The organism is Endomicrobium proavitum (assembly GCF_001027545.1).
GTDB classification, from domain to species: domain Bacteria; phylum Elusimicrobiota; class Endomicrobiia; order Endomicrobiales; family Endomicrobiaceae; genus Endomicrobium; species Endomicrobium proavitum.
Genome location: NZ_CP009498.1, coordinates 139,700 through 154,153 on the forward strand (window position 1 = coordinate 139,700; position 14,454 = coordinate 154,153).

Here is a 14,454-nt window from a genome sequence, read left to right on the forward strand (position 1 = left end):
TCAATTATTAAATATTTTTAGGATTTTAAAAATGAATAAACCGTCTGCAAAAATTAGAGCTGAATTTTTAGATTTTTTTAAAGAACAAGGCTGCAAAACAGTTCCGTCGGATTCGTTAATTCCGTCTGGCGATAAAACTTTGTTGTTTACTTCCGCCGGAATGGTGCAATTTAAACAGCACTTTTTAGGACAAAGCAACGATACTTTTACCCGCGCGGCAAGCTGCCAGAAATGTTTTAGAACTTCGGATATAGAAAACGTAGGCATAACTTCAAGACATTTAACTTTTTTTGAAATGCTCGGCAATTTCAGTTTCGGAGATTATTTCAAAAAAGAAGCTATAGCGTGGGCTTATGAATTTTTAACAAAAAATATGTCGCTTCCGAAAGATAAACTTTATTTTACGGTGTATAAAGACGACGACGAAGCCGCGGAAATTTGGAAGAAACTTGTTCCTTTCGACAGAATTATAAAAATGGGCGAAGATACAAATTTTTGGAATATGGGCGACACCGGCCCTTGCGGACCGTGTTCTGAAATTTTAATTGATCTCGGCGAAGATATGAGCTGCGGAAAGCCGGACTGCGGGCCTGCATGCAGCTGCGACAGACATCTTGAAATTTGGAATTTGGTGTTTACTCAATTTGATAAACAACCGGACGGTTCTTTGAAACCGTTGCCCAGAAAAAATATTGATACCGGAATGGGTTTGGAAAGAATAGTTGCGGCGGCAAACGGCAAAAAAAGTATTTTTGAAACAGATTTGTTCATGCCTATAATAGAAAACGCGGCGGACATTTTAAAAATTAAAGCCGAAGGCAAAAATATTTCAAAATTAAGAATGATTGCAGACCACTCGCGCGCCGTAACGTTTTTAATTTCCGACGGAGTTTTGCCGTCTAATGAAGGGCGCGGTTATGTTTTGAGAAGAATTTTAAGAAGAGCTTTAAGAGCCGGAAAACTTTTCGGTTACAATAAACCTTTTATATCCGATTTGTCGGATTCCGTTTTTAAAATTATGGAACCGGCTTATCCGGAGCTCTCTTCCAAACTTGCAAACATAAAATCCATAATAAAAATAGAAGAAGAGAAATTTTTGGAAACGCTTGAATCCGGGTCTAACGTTTTAAATAATATTATAAATGCGTATCAAGCTAAAAAAGCTTCGCAGTTAAGCGGCGAGGATGTTTTTAAACTTTACGACACTTACGGTTTTCCTTACGATTTAACAAAAGAAATAGCGGCTGAAAGCGGTTTAACGGTGGACGAGAAAGGTTTTAAACGGCAGCAAAAAGCGGCTCAAGAAAAATCTCGCGCGGCGTGGGGCGGAAGCGGCGAGAAAGACGTAACTTTCTATTCCATACTTCATAAAAAAACCGGCGACACGGAATTTACGGGCTATAATCATTACACGTCGTTATCCAAAGTTTTGGCCGTCATAAAAGATTCAAAAGAAGTTTCTGAAATTGCATCCGGCGATACGGCCGAGGTTGTTTTTGATAAAACTCCTTTTTATGCGCTTTCCGGCGGACAAAGCTCGGATAAAGGCTTTATTTTAAACGATAATTTTAAAGCTGAAGTTATTGACGTAGTTAAGCCTATAGGAAATTTATTTGTTCATAAAATAAAAGTTTTAGACGGCGTTTTAAAAACCGGCGATAAGGTTAATGCCGATATAAACATAGAGCGCAGAAAACAAATTGCGCGTCATCATACCGCTACGCATTTGCTTCACAAAGCGCTTCGCGAAGCTTTCGGCGAGCACATAACGCAGGCCGGTTCTCTTGTGGCGCCGGATTATTTACGTTTTGACTTCACGCATTTTGCGCCGGTAAAAAAAGAAGATTTAATAAAAATTGAAAACAGAATAAACGCGGTAATTCGCGCAAATATGCCCGTAAATATAGAAAGTATGGATATAAACAAAGCCAGAAAACACGGAGCAATGGCGCTTTTCGGAGAAAAATACGGCGAAGTAGTTAGAACCGTTACAGTTGTTGATAACGACGCAAATTGTAATTTCTCCATGGAGCTTTGCGGCGGAACTCATATAGAGCGCACCGGCGACATAGGGTTTTTTAAAATAGTTTCGGAATCTTCCGTGGCGGCGGGCGTAAGAAGAATAGAAGCCGTTGCCGGTTTTGCGGCTGAAAATTACGTTTTAAACGAAGAAAATAATATTTTAAAAACCGCAGAACTTCTCTCTGTTTCCAAAGATGAAATTTTAAATAAGACGCAAAAAATTCTTGCGGATTATAAAAAGCTTGAGCAGGAATTAAATACTTTTAAAAGCAGTTTAATATCTGCGGATATTGACAATTACGTCAAAGAAGCAAAAGATGTTAACGGAATAAAATTTTTAACCGTCCGCGTTGCGGACGTTGACGTGAAATCTTTAAGAGACATGTCGGATAAACTAAAAGAAAAACTTAAAAGCGCGGTTATTTTAATAGTTTCAAAAAGCGCCGATAAAGCCTCTTTTATAGTTTCAGTAACGGCTGACAACGTTGACAAGGGGTTTAATGCCGGCAAAATTGCAAAATCTTTTGCCGCAGAAATAGGCGGCTCCGGCGGCGGAAAACCGGACTTTGCCCAAGGCGGAGCAAAAGATTTGTCAAAAATAGACGTCGCGATAAAAAACGTTGAAAAGTATTTGAAATAAAGTAGCAAGTAGGAAGGAGTAGGGAGCAAGTAAAAAATAATAGGTAAAAGGTAACAAATAGCAGGGGCGGTTATATCAATAAAATTATCTTTTAATATCCAAAAGAGGAATATTATGTCTAAATACGTTTCTTTAACTGCAATCGGTAAAGATAAACCGGGAATTGTCGGCGCAATAACAAAAGTTTTATACGAGCTTAATTGTAATATTGAAGATTCCACAATGACAATTCTTTACGGGCAGTTTGCAATGATTCTCATTATAAAACTTCCCGCAAAGTTTTCTCAAAAAACTTTGTCTTCAAAACTGGCAAAACTTAGCGGACTTTCTTTTTCCTATTCAAAACTTTCTTCCGTTACGGATAAAAAAACAAAAAAACAAAACGCGTTTGTAATTTCGGTTTACGGAGCCGATAAGCCCGGCATAGTTTATAAAGTAAGCGAATTTTTAGCGGGTAAAAAAATTAACATAACGGACGTCCAGACTATGGCGTCTAAAAAAACTTACATAATGCTTATAGAGGCTCAATTCCCAAACGCTCTTTCCGAATTGAAAGTTTCAAAAGAACTCTCCGCTTTGGCCGCAAGTCTTGGCGTAACGGTATCGTTAAATAAAGCAGAGCTTTCCCGGATATGAGCGTTTTGCCGATTATAACCATTCCCAACCCTTTGCTGAAACAAAAATCTCTTCCGGTTGAAAATATAACGGAAGAAGTTAAAGAGCTTGTTGAGAATATGCGCGAGACAATGCTTTTTCATAAATCTTGCGTAGGCATTGCAGCCGTGCAGGTTGCGGCATTATCAAGAATAATCATTGTAGATGTTTCTCTTGCGCAGACGCCTCACAGAAGCTCGGGGCTTCTTGTTATGATTAATCCCGTTATCGCTTATTCGTCGGGAAAATCAAGTTCTCGGGAGGGGTGTTTAAGCGTTCCTGATTTTATCGGTTCGGTAACAAGAAAAAAGAAAATTGAAGTTGAATATTTGGATATCAACGGGCAAAAACAGCGTTTAAAAACAGAAGGCTTTGAAGCGGTCTGCATTCAGCACGAAATAGATCATCTTGACGGATACGTTTTTTTAGACAGAGTTACTTCGGTAAAAACCGACGTATTTAGAAGATAAATAAAAAATGCGCTCATAGTCCAATGGATAGGACATCGGTTTCCGGAACCGACGATTCCGGTTCAAGTCCGGATGGGCGCTTGCGATAAATATGAATTTTGAAAAAAATATAGAAACTTTGTTTTCAATGCAGGACGCCTGCGTTATTTGTCCTAAAAAGTGTAAAGCTAAAAGAAACGCCGGACAAAAAGGTCTTTGCAAAACTGCCGATAAAATATTTATAGCAAGCGCAAACGTTCACACGGGTGAGGAGCCGCCTATTTCCGGCAGCCGCGGTTCGGGCACAATATTTTTTTCAAACTGCACGCTTTCTTGCGTTTTCTGCCAGAATTATCCGATAAGCAGTCTTGGCAACGGCAATGAATTTTCGCTTGAAGAGCTTGTAGATAAAATGTTGCTGCTGCAGGATAAAGGCGTTCATAATATTAATTTTGTAACGCCTACTCATTATAGCGCGCATGTTGCAAAAGCAGTTTATCTGGCAAAAAAGAAAGGTTTGACAATTCCGATTCTTTCAAACAACAGCGGTTATGAAAGCGTTGAAACTTTAAAGCTTCTGGAAGGACTTATAGATATTTATCTGCCCGATATAAAATATGCCGATAACGAAATTGCGTTAAAATATTCCGGCGTTAAAGATTATGTTGAAGTAAATCGCGCGGCATTAAAAGAAATGCAAAGACAAGTCGGAAATTTAGAATTTGACGAAAACGGCATAGCAAAAAGCGGACTTTTAATAAGACATATGGTAATGCCGGAAAATTTAGAAAATACGCGCGCTTCTTTAGAGTTTATATCGCTGCGGCTTTCGCCGCAAACTTATGTAAGCCTTATGGCGCAGTATCATCCGGCAAATAAATCTTACAATTTTAAAGAACTTTCAAGAGGACTTACAAAAGAAGAATACGATAAAGCTGCAGAATATTTAAAGCTTTACGGTTTGGAAAACGGCTGGATGCAGGAATTGGAGAATTAATAATGTGGCGATATTTTTTAGCTGTAATTCTTACTTTGTTTTTCGGGCCCGGCGTTCCCGGCGTTGGGCATTTGGTTATAAGACAATATAAAAAAGCAATTATTTTAATTTTGCTTTCCATAGCGGTTGTTTTTATAATGTCGGCGTATTTGGTTTCATTTGCAGATTTAACTCCTCTGGAAACGGGAGTTTTAAATTTTTCATCCATGATGGAATTTTCAAAAAAACTTCTTGCCGATAATTCCGACAAGATGTTTTATTCTAACATAGCTCTTGCCGCAATTTGGGCATACGCTTTAGCGGACATAATTTGGAATGCGGTTATCGCTTTTAGGAGTCAACGAAATGAAAAGTAAAATTTTATTTATCGCGGCTTGTTTTTTGTTTGCCAGCGGCTGCGCTTCAAAAGGAGCGGAAACAGTGAAATACGATAACGGGCTTACGGCTGTTTTTTTATACAATCAGGAAAGTTTAGCGGCTTCGGTAAACGTTTTTGTTCGCGCCGGAGCAATAGACGAAAAACCGTCTCAGGCGGGGCTTTCGCATTTTTTAGAGCATTTAATGTTTAAAGGAAGTAAAAATTATCCGGGCGACGCTTTAAGCAGAAATACTGAAAATCTCGGCGGATACATAAACGCCATGACTTCTAAAGATTTTACAAGGTATTACATTAACATACAAAAAGACGGCGTGCCCGAAACAATAAAAATGCTTGCCGACGCAATGCAAAACCCGTTATTTCCGCAGGAAGAAATAGACAAAGAAAGCAAGGTTGTTATTGAAGAAATAAAAATACATTTAGATAATCCCGTTTCCGTTCTTTACGATAAATTTTGCGATATGATTTACGAAAAAAGCGCTATGAAAAACAGCGTTATAGGAAGAGCCGAAGTTATAGCAAACGTAAGCCGCGATGAAATTTATGAGTATTATTCTTCGCATTATGTTCCCGAGAAAATGCTTGTTATAATAGCCGGAAATTTTGACGTTAAAAAGGCGCAAAAACTTGTGGCGCAAACTTTCGGTAAATTTGAAAAAAAGGCGCCGCCTGCGGAACCTAATCTTATAGAGCCGGTTCATCCGTCTAAAAATTACGTTAAAAAAAGCGATGTTGAAGTTTCGTATATGGTAAACGCATTTTTAGGTCCGGACGATTCTTCCGACGATATGTTTGCGGGCGATATAGCTTCCATAATTTTGGGCGGCTCAAAATCTTCGCGTCTTAACATGGTTTTAAAAGAAGAAAAACAGCTGGTTTATTCTATAGGTTCGGCGTCTGTTTCTTCAAAAGGGACGGGAGTGTTTTATATTTACAGCGTCTTTGACGCAAAAAATATGGACGCTATAAAAACGGAAGTCAGAAAACAAATTGAAAAAATTATTGCGGACGGCGTTACCGACGAAGAACTTAACAGAGCAAAAATTGCGGTAAAAACAGGCTGGAGTTTTTCTCAGGAAAAACCGTCGGATATTGCTCACGAAAGAGGATACTGGGCGGTTATAGGAAAGCCCGATTATCCGGATGTTTATCTTTCCAAAATAGAATCCGTTACTTCGGACGACGTTAAAAACTTTTTTACTAAATATTATTTGCCCGACGCAGTTACAAATACCGCGCTTATACCGGAGAAAACAAAATGAAAAAAATATTGACGGCTGTTATTTTTTTGCAAATTTTGTTTGTGTCCGCAGCGTTTGGAGGAGAAATGGAAACGTTTAAATTAACAAACGATATAAAAGTTATATTTGATAAAACAAACGGACCTAAAGTAGTTTCGGTTAGAGTTTTTACGCCTGTTTCAGCAGTTTGCGAGAATAGTAAAAATTCCGGAGTCTCTGCTTTAACGTCAAGGCTTATGACAAAATCAACGCTCAACCGTTCTAATGAAGTTTTGGCAAACGATACGGATAATATAGGCTCTGATATTTATTGCGACATAGATTATGACTACGCAAATATAGGGCTTAACGTATTGGCTGAATACTTTGATAAAGGCGCCGAACTTTTGGCTGATGTCGTTATAAATCCGGCGTTTAACGATAAAGAGCTTGAGTTTGAAATAAAAGACGCCGTTGCGGGGCTGAATTCAAGAAAAGACAGCATTAACGCCGTAGCGACGGATAATTTTACAAAATTGTTTTACGGCGGGCTTCCGTATTCTTTGCCTGTTGCCGGCAGCGTTTCTTCAATAAAAAAAATAACTTCTCAAGATTTAAAGCAATGGCATAAGTATTCTTATAACGCTTCAAATATTTTTATTGTTGTTGCGGGCAATATTGATAAAAAAACCGTTAAAGAAAATTTGGAAAAATATTTTTCTGATATAGAAAAAGGCGAGAAATTTCAGAAACCTGTTTTTGAAATAGAAAAACCTTCTAAATCCGTCCGCAGGATTAAAGGGAAATTTAATCAGGCTTATATTTATAAAGGTTTTCTTGCTCCGTCGGTGTCGGATAAAGAGTTTTTGTCTCTTAAGGCTGCGGGAGCCGTGCTTGGCGGTAAAATGTCCAGCAGGCTTTTTGTTGAGCTTAGAGAGAAACTCGGTCTTGCTTACAATGTAAGCGTGGCGTATCCTACAAGAGTTGAAGACAGCTATTTTGCAATATACATAGGTCTTGATAAAAAAAATATCAATTTAACCCTTCAAAAAATTGACGAGATATTAAAAGATTTTTGCGAAAACGAAGTAGGCGCGCAGGAATTGAAAGATACAAAAACTTATGTTGCCGGCATTTACGCCTTGGACAGGCAAACCGTTAACAATCTTACTTATTACTACGGCATTCGCGAAATTTGGGGGCAGGGGTATAAGTACGATGAAAAGTATATAAAAGATTTTAATAAAGTAAGTTCAAAAGATATAAACGCCGTCGCAAATTTAATTTTCAAAAGGCAGCCTCTTACGGTTGTAATTGATTAATTTTACAGGCGCCAGCCGTTAACATAATAATGTAATGAAAAAAATATCGGTTTTAATTTTATTTTTTCTTTTAGCTTGCTCGCCAAAGGATTTTGAAAACTCCGCTTCGGAAAATTCTTCCGAAACTCCTTCTTACGGCGACGTTTATGTTATGGCAAATTTAAGCGATGCGTCTTATTTAAATCCTGTTCTTGCAGCCGACACTTCATCCGGAGTTGTGTTGGAGAAAATTTTTAACGGACTTATAAAATACGATAAAGATTTAAAAATAACCGGAGATTTGGCGCAAAGTTTTGAAGTGTCCCAAGACGGGCTTGAGATAACTTTCCATTTAAGAAAAAATGTCAAATGGCACGACGGAAAACGCTTTAGCGCCCGCGATGTGTTTTTTACTTATAAGACTTTGACGGATCCGAATACAAAAACCCCATACTCTTCCAATTTCACTATGATTAAAGAATTTAAAATCATAGACGATTACACAATTAAAGTTGTCTATCACGAACCTTTCGCCCCCAACCTTGAAAGCTGGGGAATGTATATAATTGCGGAACATGTTTTTAAAGGACAAGATATAAACACCGCGCCGGCAAATAGAAAACCTATAGGAACCGGCCCCTATAAATTTAAATCGTGGGAAACGGATCAAAAAATAGTTTTGGAAGCAAATCCGGATTATTACGAGGGAAAACCTTACATAAACGGATTTGTAGTAAGAGTTGTTCCTGATCAGTCAGTGCAGTTTTTAGAGTTAAGAAGCCAATCTTTAGATTCCGTTTCTTTAACGCCTGACCAGTGGAACGCATACGATTCTTTTTTCAAACATTACAATAAATACAGAGAATCGGTTTTTGCGTTTACATACCTTGGTTTTAACATGAAACGCAAACCTTTTGACGATAAAAAATTCAGGCAAGCCGTTCAATACGCGATAAATAAAAAAGATATTATTCAAGGCGTTCTTCTTGGAACGGGAAAAGAAGCCACAGGCCCTTATCCGCCGCAAAGCTGGGCTTATAACAATAAAATAAAACCGTCCGAATACAACCCTCAAAAAGCCGTTGAAATTTTGAAATCGCTTGGTTTTGACGACGTAAACGGCGACGGATATCTTGATTATAAAGGCAAATCTTTTGAATTTACAATAACTACAAATCAGGGAAACAGGCAGAGAGAACTTTCCGCGCAAATTATTCAGGAAAATCTGAAAAAAATAGGCTTGAAAGTAAATATAAGAGTAATAGAATTTTCTGCATTTTTAAATCAGTACATAGCAAAAAGAGATTTTGACGCCGTAATTATGGGCTGGAGTCTTACTCTTGATCCGGACCAATACGCTTTATGGCATTCCGCGCAAACGGCGCCGAGAGAATATAATTTTATGTCTTATAATAATCCGGAAGCGGATAAACTTTTTGAAGAAGGCAGAACAACTTTTAGCCAAGACGAGCGAAAAAAGAAATATTTTAGAATACAGGAAATTATGGCTGAAGACATTCCGTGCGTTTTTTTGTATTACCCTGAAAATCTTACCGCTTTGCACAAAAGATTTCACGGAGTCAAAGAAGCGCCGATAGGCATAGGCTACAACTTCATAAAGTGGTGGGTGCCGAAAAATCAAATAAAATATTCGTTTCAGGAATAGAAATGTATAAATACATATTAAAAAGACTTCTTTATTCAATACCCATAATTGTCGGGATAACGGTTATAACTTTTGCCGTTATGTTTTTTACTCCCGGTAAACCTACCGATGCAATTACCGATTTTAATACAAAAATTACGTCGGAATCCAAAGAGCGTTTATATCAACTTTACGGTTTGGACAAACCTGTTTACGAGCAATACTGGAACTGGTTTAAAAGAGTAATAGTTTTTGATTTCGGACAATCGTTTAAAGACGGTCAGCCTGCGTCTGAAAAAATAATTCAAAGACTTCCCGCTACAATATTGTTAAACGTTTTATCAATGCTGCTTATGTTAATTGTGGCTGTTCCCGCAGGCGTGTATTCCGCGGTTAAAAAATATACCGCAGGCGACAGAGTTCTTACGTCGTTTATGTTTATATGTTTTTCCGTGCCTGCGTTTTGGGTAGCGTTAATGCTTATGATAGTTTTCGGGCTATGGCTTGGCTGGCTGCCTATATCGGGAATAGTTTCATTTAATTTTGATCGGCTTTCTCTTTTGGGGAAAGTTTGGGATTTAAGCAAACATTTAATTCTGCCTGTCTTTGTTTCGTCGCTTGCATCGTTTGCCGTTTTATCAAGATACGTGCGTTCCGGAATGCTTGACGTTTTAAAACAAGATTATATTAAAGCGGCGTATGCTAAAGGGTTTAGCCGTAAAGATATAATTTTCAAGCACGCTTTAAAAAACGCTTTGCTTCCTTTAATTACAATAATTGGCTTGTCCATACCCGCTCTTGTCGGCGGAAGTTTTATTATAGAAACGGTTTTTTCTTATCCGGGCATGGGGCGTTTAGGTTTTGAAGCCATTATGGCAAGAGACTATCCCGTTATAATGGGTATAGGCGTAATTTCAGCGTTTTTAACGCTGGCGGGAAATATCGTAGCCGACGTTTTATATTCCGTTGCCGATCCGAGGATTCGCTACAAATGAAAAAATTATTAAAAAATAGAGCGGCTTTCACAGGACTTGTTTTTTTGACGGTTGTAATTTTAGCCGCTGCGTTTGCGCCGTTAATTACGCCGTATGATCCCTCGTCGCAGGATTTAACTCAAAGGCTTGCTGCGCCGTCCGCAGCGCATATTCTTGGAACCGACGACTTGGGAAGAGACGTGCTGTCGCGAATAATTTACGGCGCGAGAATTTCAATTTCCGTCGGTTTTTTTGCGGTTCTTTTAACCGTTATAATAGGTTCTCTTGTCGGAATGTTTGCCGGATATTTCGGGGGAGTTGCCGACAGCGCGCTTATGCGTTTTACAGATATTATGCTTTGCTTTCCGACGTTTTTTTTAATACTTCTTGTAATAGCTTTTTTTGAGCCTAATATTTATAACGTTATGATTGTAATAGGAATAACTTCGTGGACGGGTCTTGCAAGAATTGTGCGCGCTGAAGTTTTGTCCGTGCGTGAAAGGGAATTTGTTTTGGCGTCAAAGATGCTGGCGGTTAGCAAGTTTCGTCTTTTTTTCAGACATATTTTGCCAAACGTTATTTCTCCTATAATAGTTTACAGCGCTATAGGCGTGGGAAGCGCAATACTTACGGAATCGGGGCTTTCGTTTTTAGGGCTTGGAGTTCAGCCGCCTACGGCGTCTTGGGGGCAAATTCTTATGCAGGGTAAAGATTATATTTATGTCGCGTGGTGGTTGTCTGTGTTTCCGGGCATTGCAATACTTTTGACGGTACTGTCTTTTAATTTGCTCGGGGAAACTTTAAGAGACGTTTTAGATCCTAAGGATAATACATGATAATTCTTGCGGTAAAAAATTTATCCGTTGAATATAATATTTCTTGCGGAACCGTTAAAGCCGTAAGAAAAATTTCCTTTAACGTTAAAAAAGGGGAAACGTTTGCCGTTGTGGGGCGTTCCGGAAGCGGAAAAAGCAGCGTTGCGTCAGCCGTTATAGGTTTGTCGGATATAGACGGAGCAATAATAAAATCCGGAAGTATAACGTATGATAAAAAAGATTTTCTGAAATTGTCTTTTGAAGATAAAAGAAAAATTCGCGGCAAAAAAATATCTATGATTTTTCAGGATCCGCAGTCTTACTTAAACCCTGTTGTAAAAATAAGAAAGCAGATGGAAGAATCTTGGACGGCGCATAATCCTAAAGCCTCAAAAAAAGAAATAAAAACAAAAGTAAGCGAAGTCCTGAAAAAAGTTCGGCTTGATGACGCTGAAAGGATTTTAAACTCTTATCCCCATATGCTTTCAGGGGGGCAAAAACAGAGAATTTTAATAGCTATGGCTATAATTAACGAACCTGAAATCTTAATTGCCGACGAGCCGACAACAGGGCTTGACGCGGCTATTCAAAAACAAATTTTAGATTTGTTAAAAGATTTGAAAAAAAGTTTAGGGCTTACTATGATTATAATAACGCACAATATGAAGGTAGCAAAAAAATATTCGGACACAATAGCGGTAATGCACGCCGGCAAAATAATAGAAACTGGCGCTACTGCGAGAATTTTTAAAAATCCTAAAAACAATTACACAAAGCTTTTAATTAATTCTTAAAAGGAACGCATGCTTTTAGAAGTAAAAAAATTATCTAAAATATATTCCGAAAAAAGCTTTTTTAAAGAAAGCCGCTTTCTTGCTTTAAACAAGGTAAGTTTTAATCTGCAGGAGGGAGAAAGTCTTTCAATTATAGGAAGCTCCGGCTGCGGAAAAACTACTTTAGGAAAAATTCTGGCAAATATTATCTCTTTTGATTTAGGAAGCGTTCGTTATCTCGGAGAAGATTTAAAAAAATATCCCGTTGCGCGTTTGTCTGAAACAGTGCAAATGGTATTTCAAAACCCTTACGCTTCTTTAGACCCTAAACTTAAAATTAAATCTTCTCTTCTGGAAGCTTTCGGCAATAAAAAACCGGCAGATGCCGATAAAATTATGGCCGATACTTTAAAAAGCGTTGGGCTTGACGCTAAAATTTTAAATAATTATCCTCATCAGTTTTCCGGAGGACAAAGACAGAGAGTAGCCATAGCCAGAGTTCTTATAAAAAAGCCTAAACTTATAATAGCCGACGAACCTTTTGCGTCTTTGGATATCTATTCGCAAAACCAGATAACCGATATTTTTAAAAATATAATTAAAACCACAAACACGTCTATAATTTTAATAACGCACGATATTTCCGCCGCCGCAAAATTTGCAAAAAGAATGATAATAATAAATGAAGGCAAAATTATAAAAGACGATACCGTAAAAAAAGTTTTTGCGGAGAAAAAAGATAAATATATAGTTAATCTTTTTTCTTCAACGGAGTTTTAATTTAAATACTATGGAAAAATTAATAAAAACAATTAACGGTTTATCCGGCGGCTGCGAAGTTTACGGCGTAGGCGGTTTTGCGCGCGATTTGCTTTTAAAGCGCAAACACGAAGATATTGATTTGGCAGTAAATAAAAACGCGCAAAAATTTTCTAAAAAACTTGCCGTGTCGCTGAAAGCAAAGTTTGTGATTCTTGACGATAAAAATAAAATTTACAGAATAATGCTTTCTAAAGATTATCCCGTAAAAAATATAGACGTCTCTCTTTTTGACGGCAAAACTATCAACGAAGATTTAAAAAACAGAGATTTTACGATAAATGCCGCGGCGTTTAAACTGAAAGATTTTGCAAGTTATAAAAAAAATCTTTTAACGGTAAACAATAAAGTATTAAAAGATTTAAAAACAAAAACCATAAGAGCGGTTTCGGACAATATTTTTAAAAGCGATCCTTTAAGAATGTTAAGAGCTTTCAGGTTTTCGGCGGAACTTAAATTTGCGCTTTCAAAAGATACTTTATCATTAATAAAAAAATATTCAAGCTCTGTTTTAAACTCCGCGCCCGAAAGAATAAAAAATGAGTTTTTCAGAATTTTATCCGCCGGCAATTCGCGCGAAATTTTAGAAGTTATGGATAAATGCTTGCTGTTGCCTGCGCTTTTTGACGCAATTTCGCACATGAAGAAAGCTTCAAAAAAACACTACTATCACCCCGGCGGACTTTTTGAGCATTCTTTTGAAACTATGTCTGCTGCAGAAAATATTTTAAATAATCTGCGCAAGTATTTTCCGGAAAATGCCGCAGAACTTAAAGAACATTTTTTTAAAACCGGAGAGTATTCTGAAAATATTACGCGAGCTAACCTTTTAAAGTTTGCCGCTTTATTTCATGACAGCGCAAAACCGGAAACTGCAAAAAAAGAAGGCGCAAAAATGAGGTTTTTCGGTCATGAAGATCTTGGCGCTAAAAAAATATCCGATGTAATGAAATCTTTGAAAATGGGGAAAAAAGAAATTTCCGCCGCGTCTTTTCTTGTGTCCAAACATATGAGGCCTTCAACTCTTACAAAAAATAATATAGTTACAAAAAAAGCCTCCTTAAAGTTTTTCAGAGATATTGAAGACAACACGCCCGATTTGCTTATTTTGTCTATGGCTGACTGGCACTCGTATAAGAAACTTAAAATTCATTCAAAAAAAGAACTTAAATTTCAGGAAGATTCCGTCAGAAAACTTCTTAAAGAGTTTTACGAACTTAAAAACAAAAAACCTCTTTCAAAAATTATAGACGGACACATCGTTATGAAAAAATTTGCATTAAAACCCGGTCCGTGGATTGGCGACCTTGTCAATCTTGTTCTTGAAAAGCAATATGAAGGAAAACTTGCGGATACTGCCGCCGCTCTTAAGTTTCTTGACTCAAAATTGACACAAATTAAGAAAAAATATAAACTTTGACATTATTGCGGGTGTAGTCCAATGGTAGAATGAAAGCTTCCCAAGCTTTAGACGTGGGTTCGATTCCCATCACCCGCTATTTGTTGTTGCAAGGAAACCTGCCTCGTAAGGTTGTAATACGAGGTGAATGCCCCAGAGTCTGCGAAGTGGACGAGGTATTTGTCTTTAATTCATAATAGTTGTTTCTTACCCTCCTACCATCTTAACTTCCTACCCTCTATTTTCTTCTTGTTTTTTTCAAACAGTTAGGTTATAATAAAGAACAAAATTTTATTACATTTAAAAAAAGAGAAAAAATATGATTTATAGACAGACAGACAGACAGACAGACAGACAGACAGACAGA

General features: G+C 37.6%; 13 protein-coding genes and 2 tRNA genes. All 15 read left to right on the top strand.

The genetic code is table 11. The features are described 5' to 3' along the window. Window positions 1-31 precede the first annotated feature (31 nt). The 15 genes from alaS to Epro_RS00625 all read left to right on the top strand — a co-directional run bounded on the left by alaS (window position 32) and on the right by Epro_RS00625 (window position 14,186). Window positions 32-2,662, top strand: a complete 2,631-nt coding sequence (gene alaS, locus Epro_RS00555) for an alanine--tRNA ligase (RefSeq protein WP_052569617.1) — start codon at window positions 32-34, stop codon at window positions 2,660-2,662. A gap of 114 nt (window positions 2,663-2,776) precedes the next feature. Further along, window positions 2,777-3,298 (top strand): glycine cleavage system transcriptional repressor, encoded by a 522-nt coding sequence (locus tag Epro_RS00560; RefSeq protein WP_052569619.1) that lies wholly within the window; start codon window positions 2,777-2,779, stop codon window positions 3,296-3,298. Then, a complete protein-coding gene (def, locus tag Epro_RS00565) occupies window positions 3,295-3,786 on the top strand; it encodes a peptide deformylase (RefSeq protein ID WP_052569621.1) in 492 nt (163 codons plus the stop codon). The genes Epro_RS00560 and def overlap by 4 nt, the downstream gene beginning before the upstream one ends. A 9-nt stretch (window positions 3,787-3,795) precedes the next feature. Next, window positions 3,796-3,867 (top strand) — tRNA-Arg (locus Epro_RS00570). 10 nt (window positions 3,868-3,877) lie between these two features. Next, a complete protein-coding gene (locus Epro_RS00575; protein ID WP_052571533.1) occupies window positions 3,878-4,762 on the top strand; it encodes a radical SAM protein in 885 nt (294 codons plus the stop codon). Between the two features lie 2 nt (window positions 4,763-4,764). Next, window positions 4,765-5,118 carry a hypothetical protein gene (locus Epro_RS00580; protein ID WP_052569622.1) on the top strand — a complete coding sequence of 118 codons (354 nt, stop codon included), beginning with the start codon at window positions 4,765-4,767 and terminating at the stop codon, window positions 5,116-5,118. Then, window positions 5,108-6,403 (top strand): M16 family metallopeptidase, encoded by a 1,296-nt coding sequence (locus Epro_RS00585; protein WP_052569624.1) that lies wholly within the window; start codon window positions 5,108-5,110, stop codon window positions 6,401-6,403. Before Epro_RS00580 ends, Epro_RS00585 begins: the two co-directional genes overlap by 11 nt. Continuing rightward, window positions 6,400-7,683 (top strand): M16 family metallopeptidase, encoded by a 1,284-nt coding sequence (locus tag Epro_RS00590; RefSeq protein ID WP_052569627.1) that lies wholly within the window; start codon window positions 6,400-6,402, stop codon window positions 7,681-7,683. The genes Epro_RS00585 and Epro_RS00590 overlap by 4 nt, the downstream gene beginning before the upstream one ends. Window positions 7,684-7,717: 34 nt before the next feature. Then, on the top strand, window positions 7,718-9,328 hold the full coding sequence (locus tag Epro_RS00595) for a peptide-binding protein (RefSeq protein WP_052569628.1): 1,611 nt from the start codon (window positions 7,718-7,720) through the stop codon (window positions 9,326-9,328). Between the two features lie 2 nt (window positions 9,329-9,330). Beyond that, on the top strand, window positions 9,331-10,302 hold the full coding sequence (locus Epro_RS00600) for an ABC transporter permease (protein WP_052569631.1): 972 nt from the start codon (window positions 9,331-9,333) through the stop codon (window positions 10,300-10,302). Then, the gene (locus tag Epro_RS00605; protein ID WP_052569633.1) at window positions 10,299-11,117 is read left to right on the top strand and encodes an ABC transporter permease; all 819 of its coding nucleotides are present in this window, start codon (window positions 10,299-10,301) and stop codon (window positions 11,115-11,117) included. Before Epro_RS00600 ends, Epro_RS00605 begins: the two co-directional genes overlap by 4 nt. Beyond that, the gene (locus Epro_RS00610) at window positions 11,114-11,890 is read left to right on the top strand and encodes an ABC transporter ATP-binding protein (RefSeq protein WP_052569635.1); all 777 of its coding nucleotides are present in this window, start codon (window positions 11,114-11,116) and stop codon (window positions 11,888-11,890) included. The genes Epro_RS00605 and Epro_RS00610 overlap by 4 nt, the downstream gene beginning before the upstream one ends. Window positions 11,891-11,899: 9 nt before the next feature. Continuing rightward, a complete protein-coding gene (locus Epro_RS00615; protein ID WP_052569636.1) occupies window positions 11,900-12,649 on the top strand; it encodes an ABC transporter ATP-binding protein in 750 nt (249 codons plus the stop codon). Between the two features lie 10 nt (window positions 12,650-12,659). Beyond that, on the top strand, window positions 12,660-14,108 hold the full coding sequence (locus Epro_RS00620) for a tRNA nucleotidyltransferase/poly(A) polymerase-related protein (protein WP_052569638.1): 1,449 nt from the start codon (window positions 12,660-12,662) through the stop codon (window positions 14,106-14,108). 7 nt (window positions 14,109-14,115) lie between these two features. Beyond that, a tRNA-Gly gene (locus Epro_RS00625) sits at window positions 14,116-14,186 on the top strand. Window positions 14,187-14,454: the final 268 nt, after the last annotated feature.

What these genes read in the sequence shown, in the direction of transcription:
- Epro_RS00590 (WP_052569627.1), top strand. Translation starts at nt 6,400, where the DNA reads ATGAAAAAAATATTGACGGCTGTTATTTTTTTGCAAATTTTGTTTGTG.
- Epro_RS00615 (WP_052569636.1), top strand. Translation starts at nt 11,900, where the DNA reads ATGCTTTTAGAAGTAAAAAAATTATCTAAAATATATTCCGAAAAAAGC.
- def (WP_052569621.1), top strand. Translation starts at nt 3,295, where the DNA reads ATGAGCGTTTTGCCGATTATAACCATTCCCAACCCTTTGCTGAAACAA.
- Epro_RS00610 (WP_052569635.1), top strand. Translation starts at nt 11,114, where the DNA reads ATGATAATTCTTGCGGTAAAAAATTTATCCGTTGAATATAATATTTCT.
- Epro_RS00580 (WP_052569622.1), top strand. Translation starts at nt 4,765, where the DNA reads ATGTGGCGATATTTTTTAGCTGTAATTCTTACTTTGTTTTTCGGGCCC.
- Epro_RS00585 (WP_052569624.1), top strand. Translation starts at nt 5,108, where the DNA reads ATGAAAAGTAAAATTTTATTTATCGCGGCTTGTTTTTTGTTTGCCAGC.
- Epro_RS00605 (WP_052569633.1), top strand. Translation starts at nt 10,299, where the DNA reads ATGAAAAAATTATTAAAAAATAGAGCGGCTTTCACAGGACTTGTTTTT.
- Epro_RS00600 (WP_052569631.1), top strand. Translation starts at nt 9,331, where the DNA reads ATGTATAAATACATATTAAAAAGACTTCTTTATTCAATACCCATAATT.
- Epro_RS00595 (WP_052569628.1), top strand. Translation starts at nt 7,718, where the DNA reads ATGAAAAAAATATCGGTTTTAATTTTATTTTTTCTTTTAGCTTGCTCG.
- alaS (WP_052569617.1), top strand. Translation starts at nt 32, where the DNA reads ATGAATAAACCGTCTGCAAAAATTAGAGCTGAATTTTTAGATTTTTTT.
- Epro_RS00620 (WP_052569638.1), top strand. Translation starts at nt 12,660, where the DNA reads ATGGAAAAATTAATAAAAACAATTAACGGTTTATCCGGCGGCTGCGAA.
- Epro_RS00575 (WP_052571533.1), top strand. Translation starts at nt 3,878, where the DNA reads ATGAATTTTGAAAAAAATATAGAAACTTTGTTTTCAATGCAGGACGCC.
- Epro_RS00560 (WP_052569619.1), top strand. Translation starts at nt 2,777, where the DNA reads ATGTCTAAATACGTTTCTTTAACTGCAATCGGTAAAGATAAACCGGGA.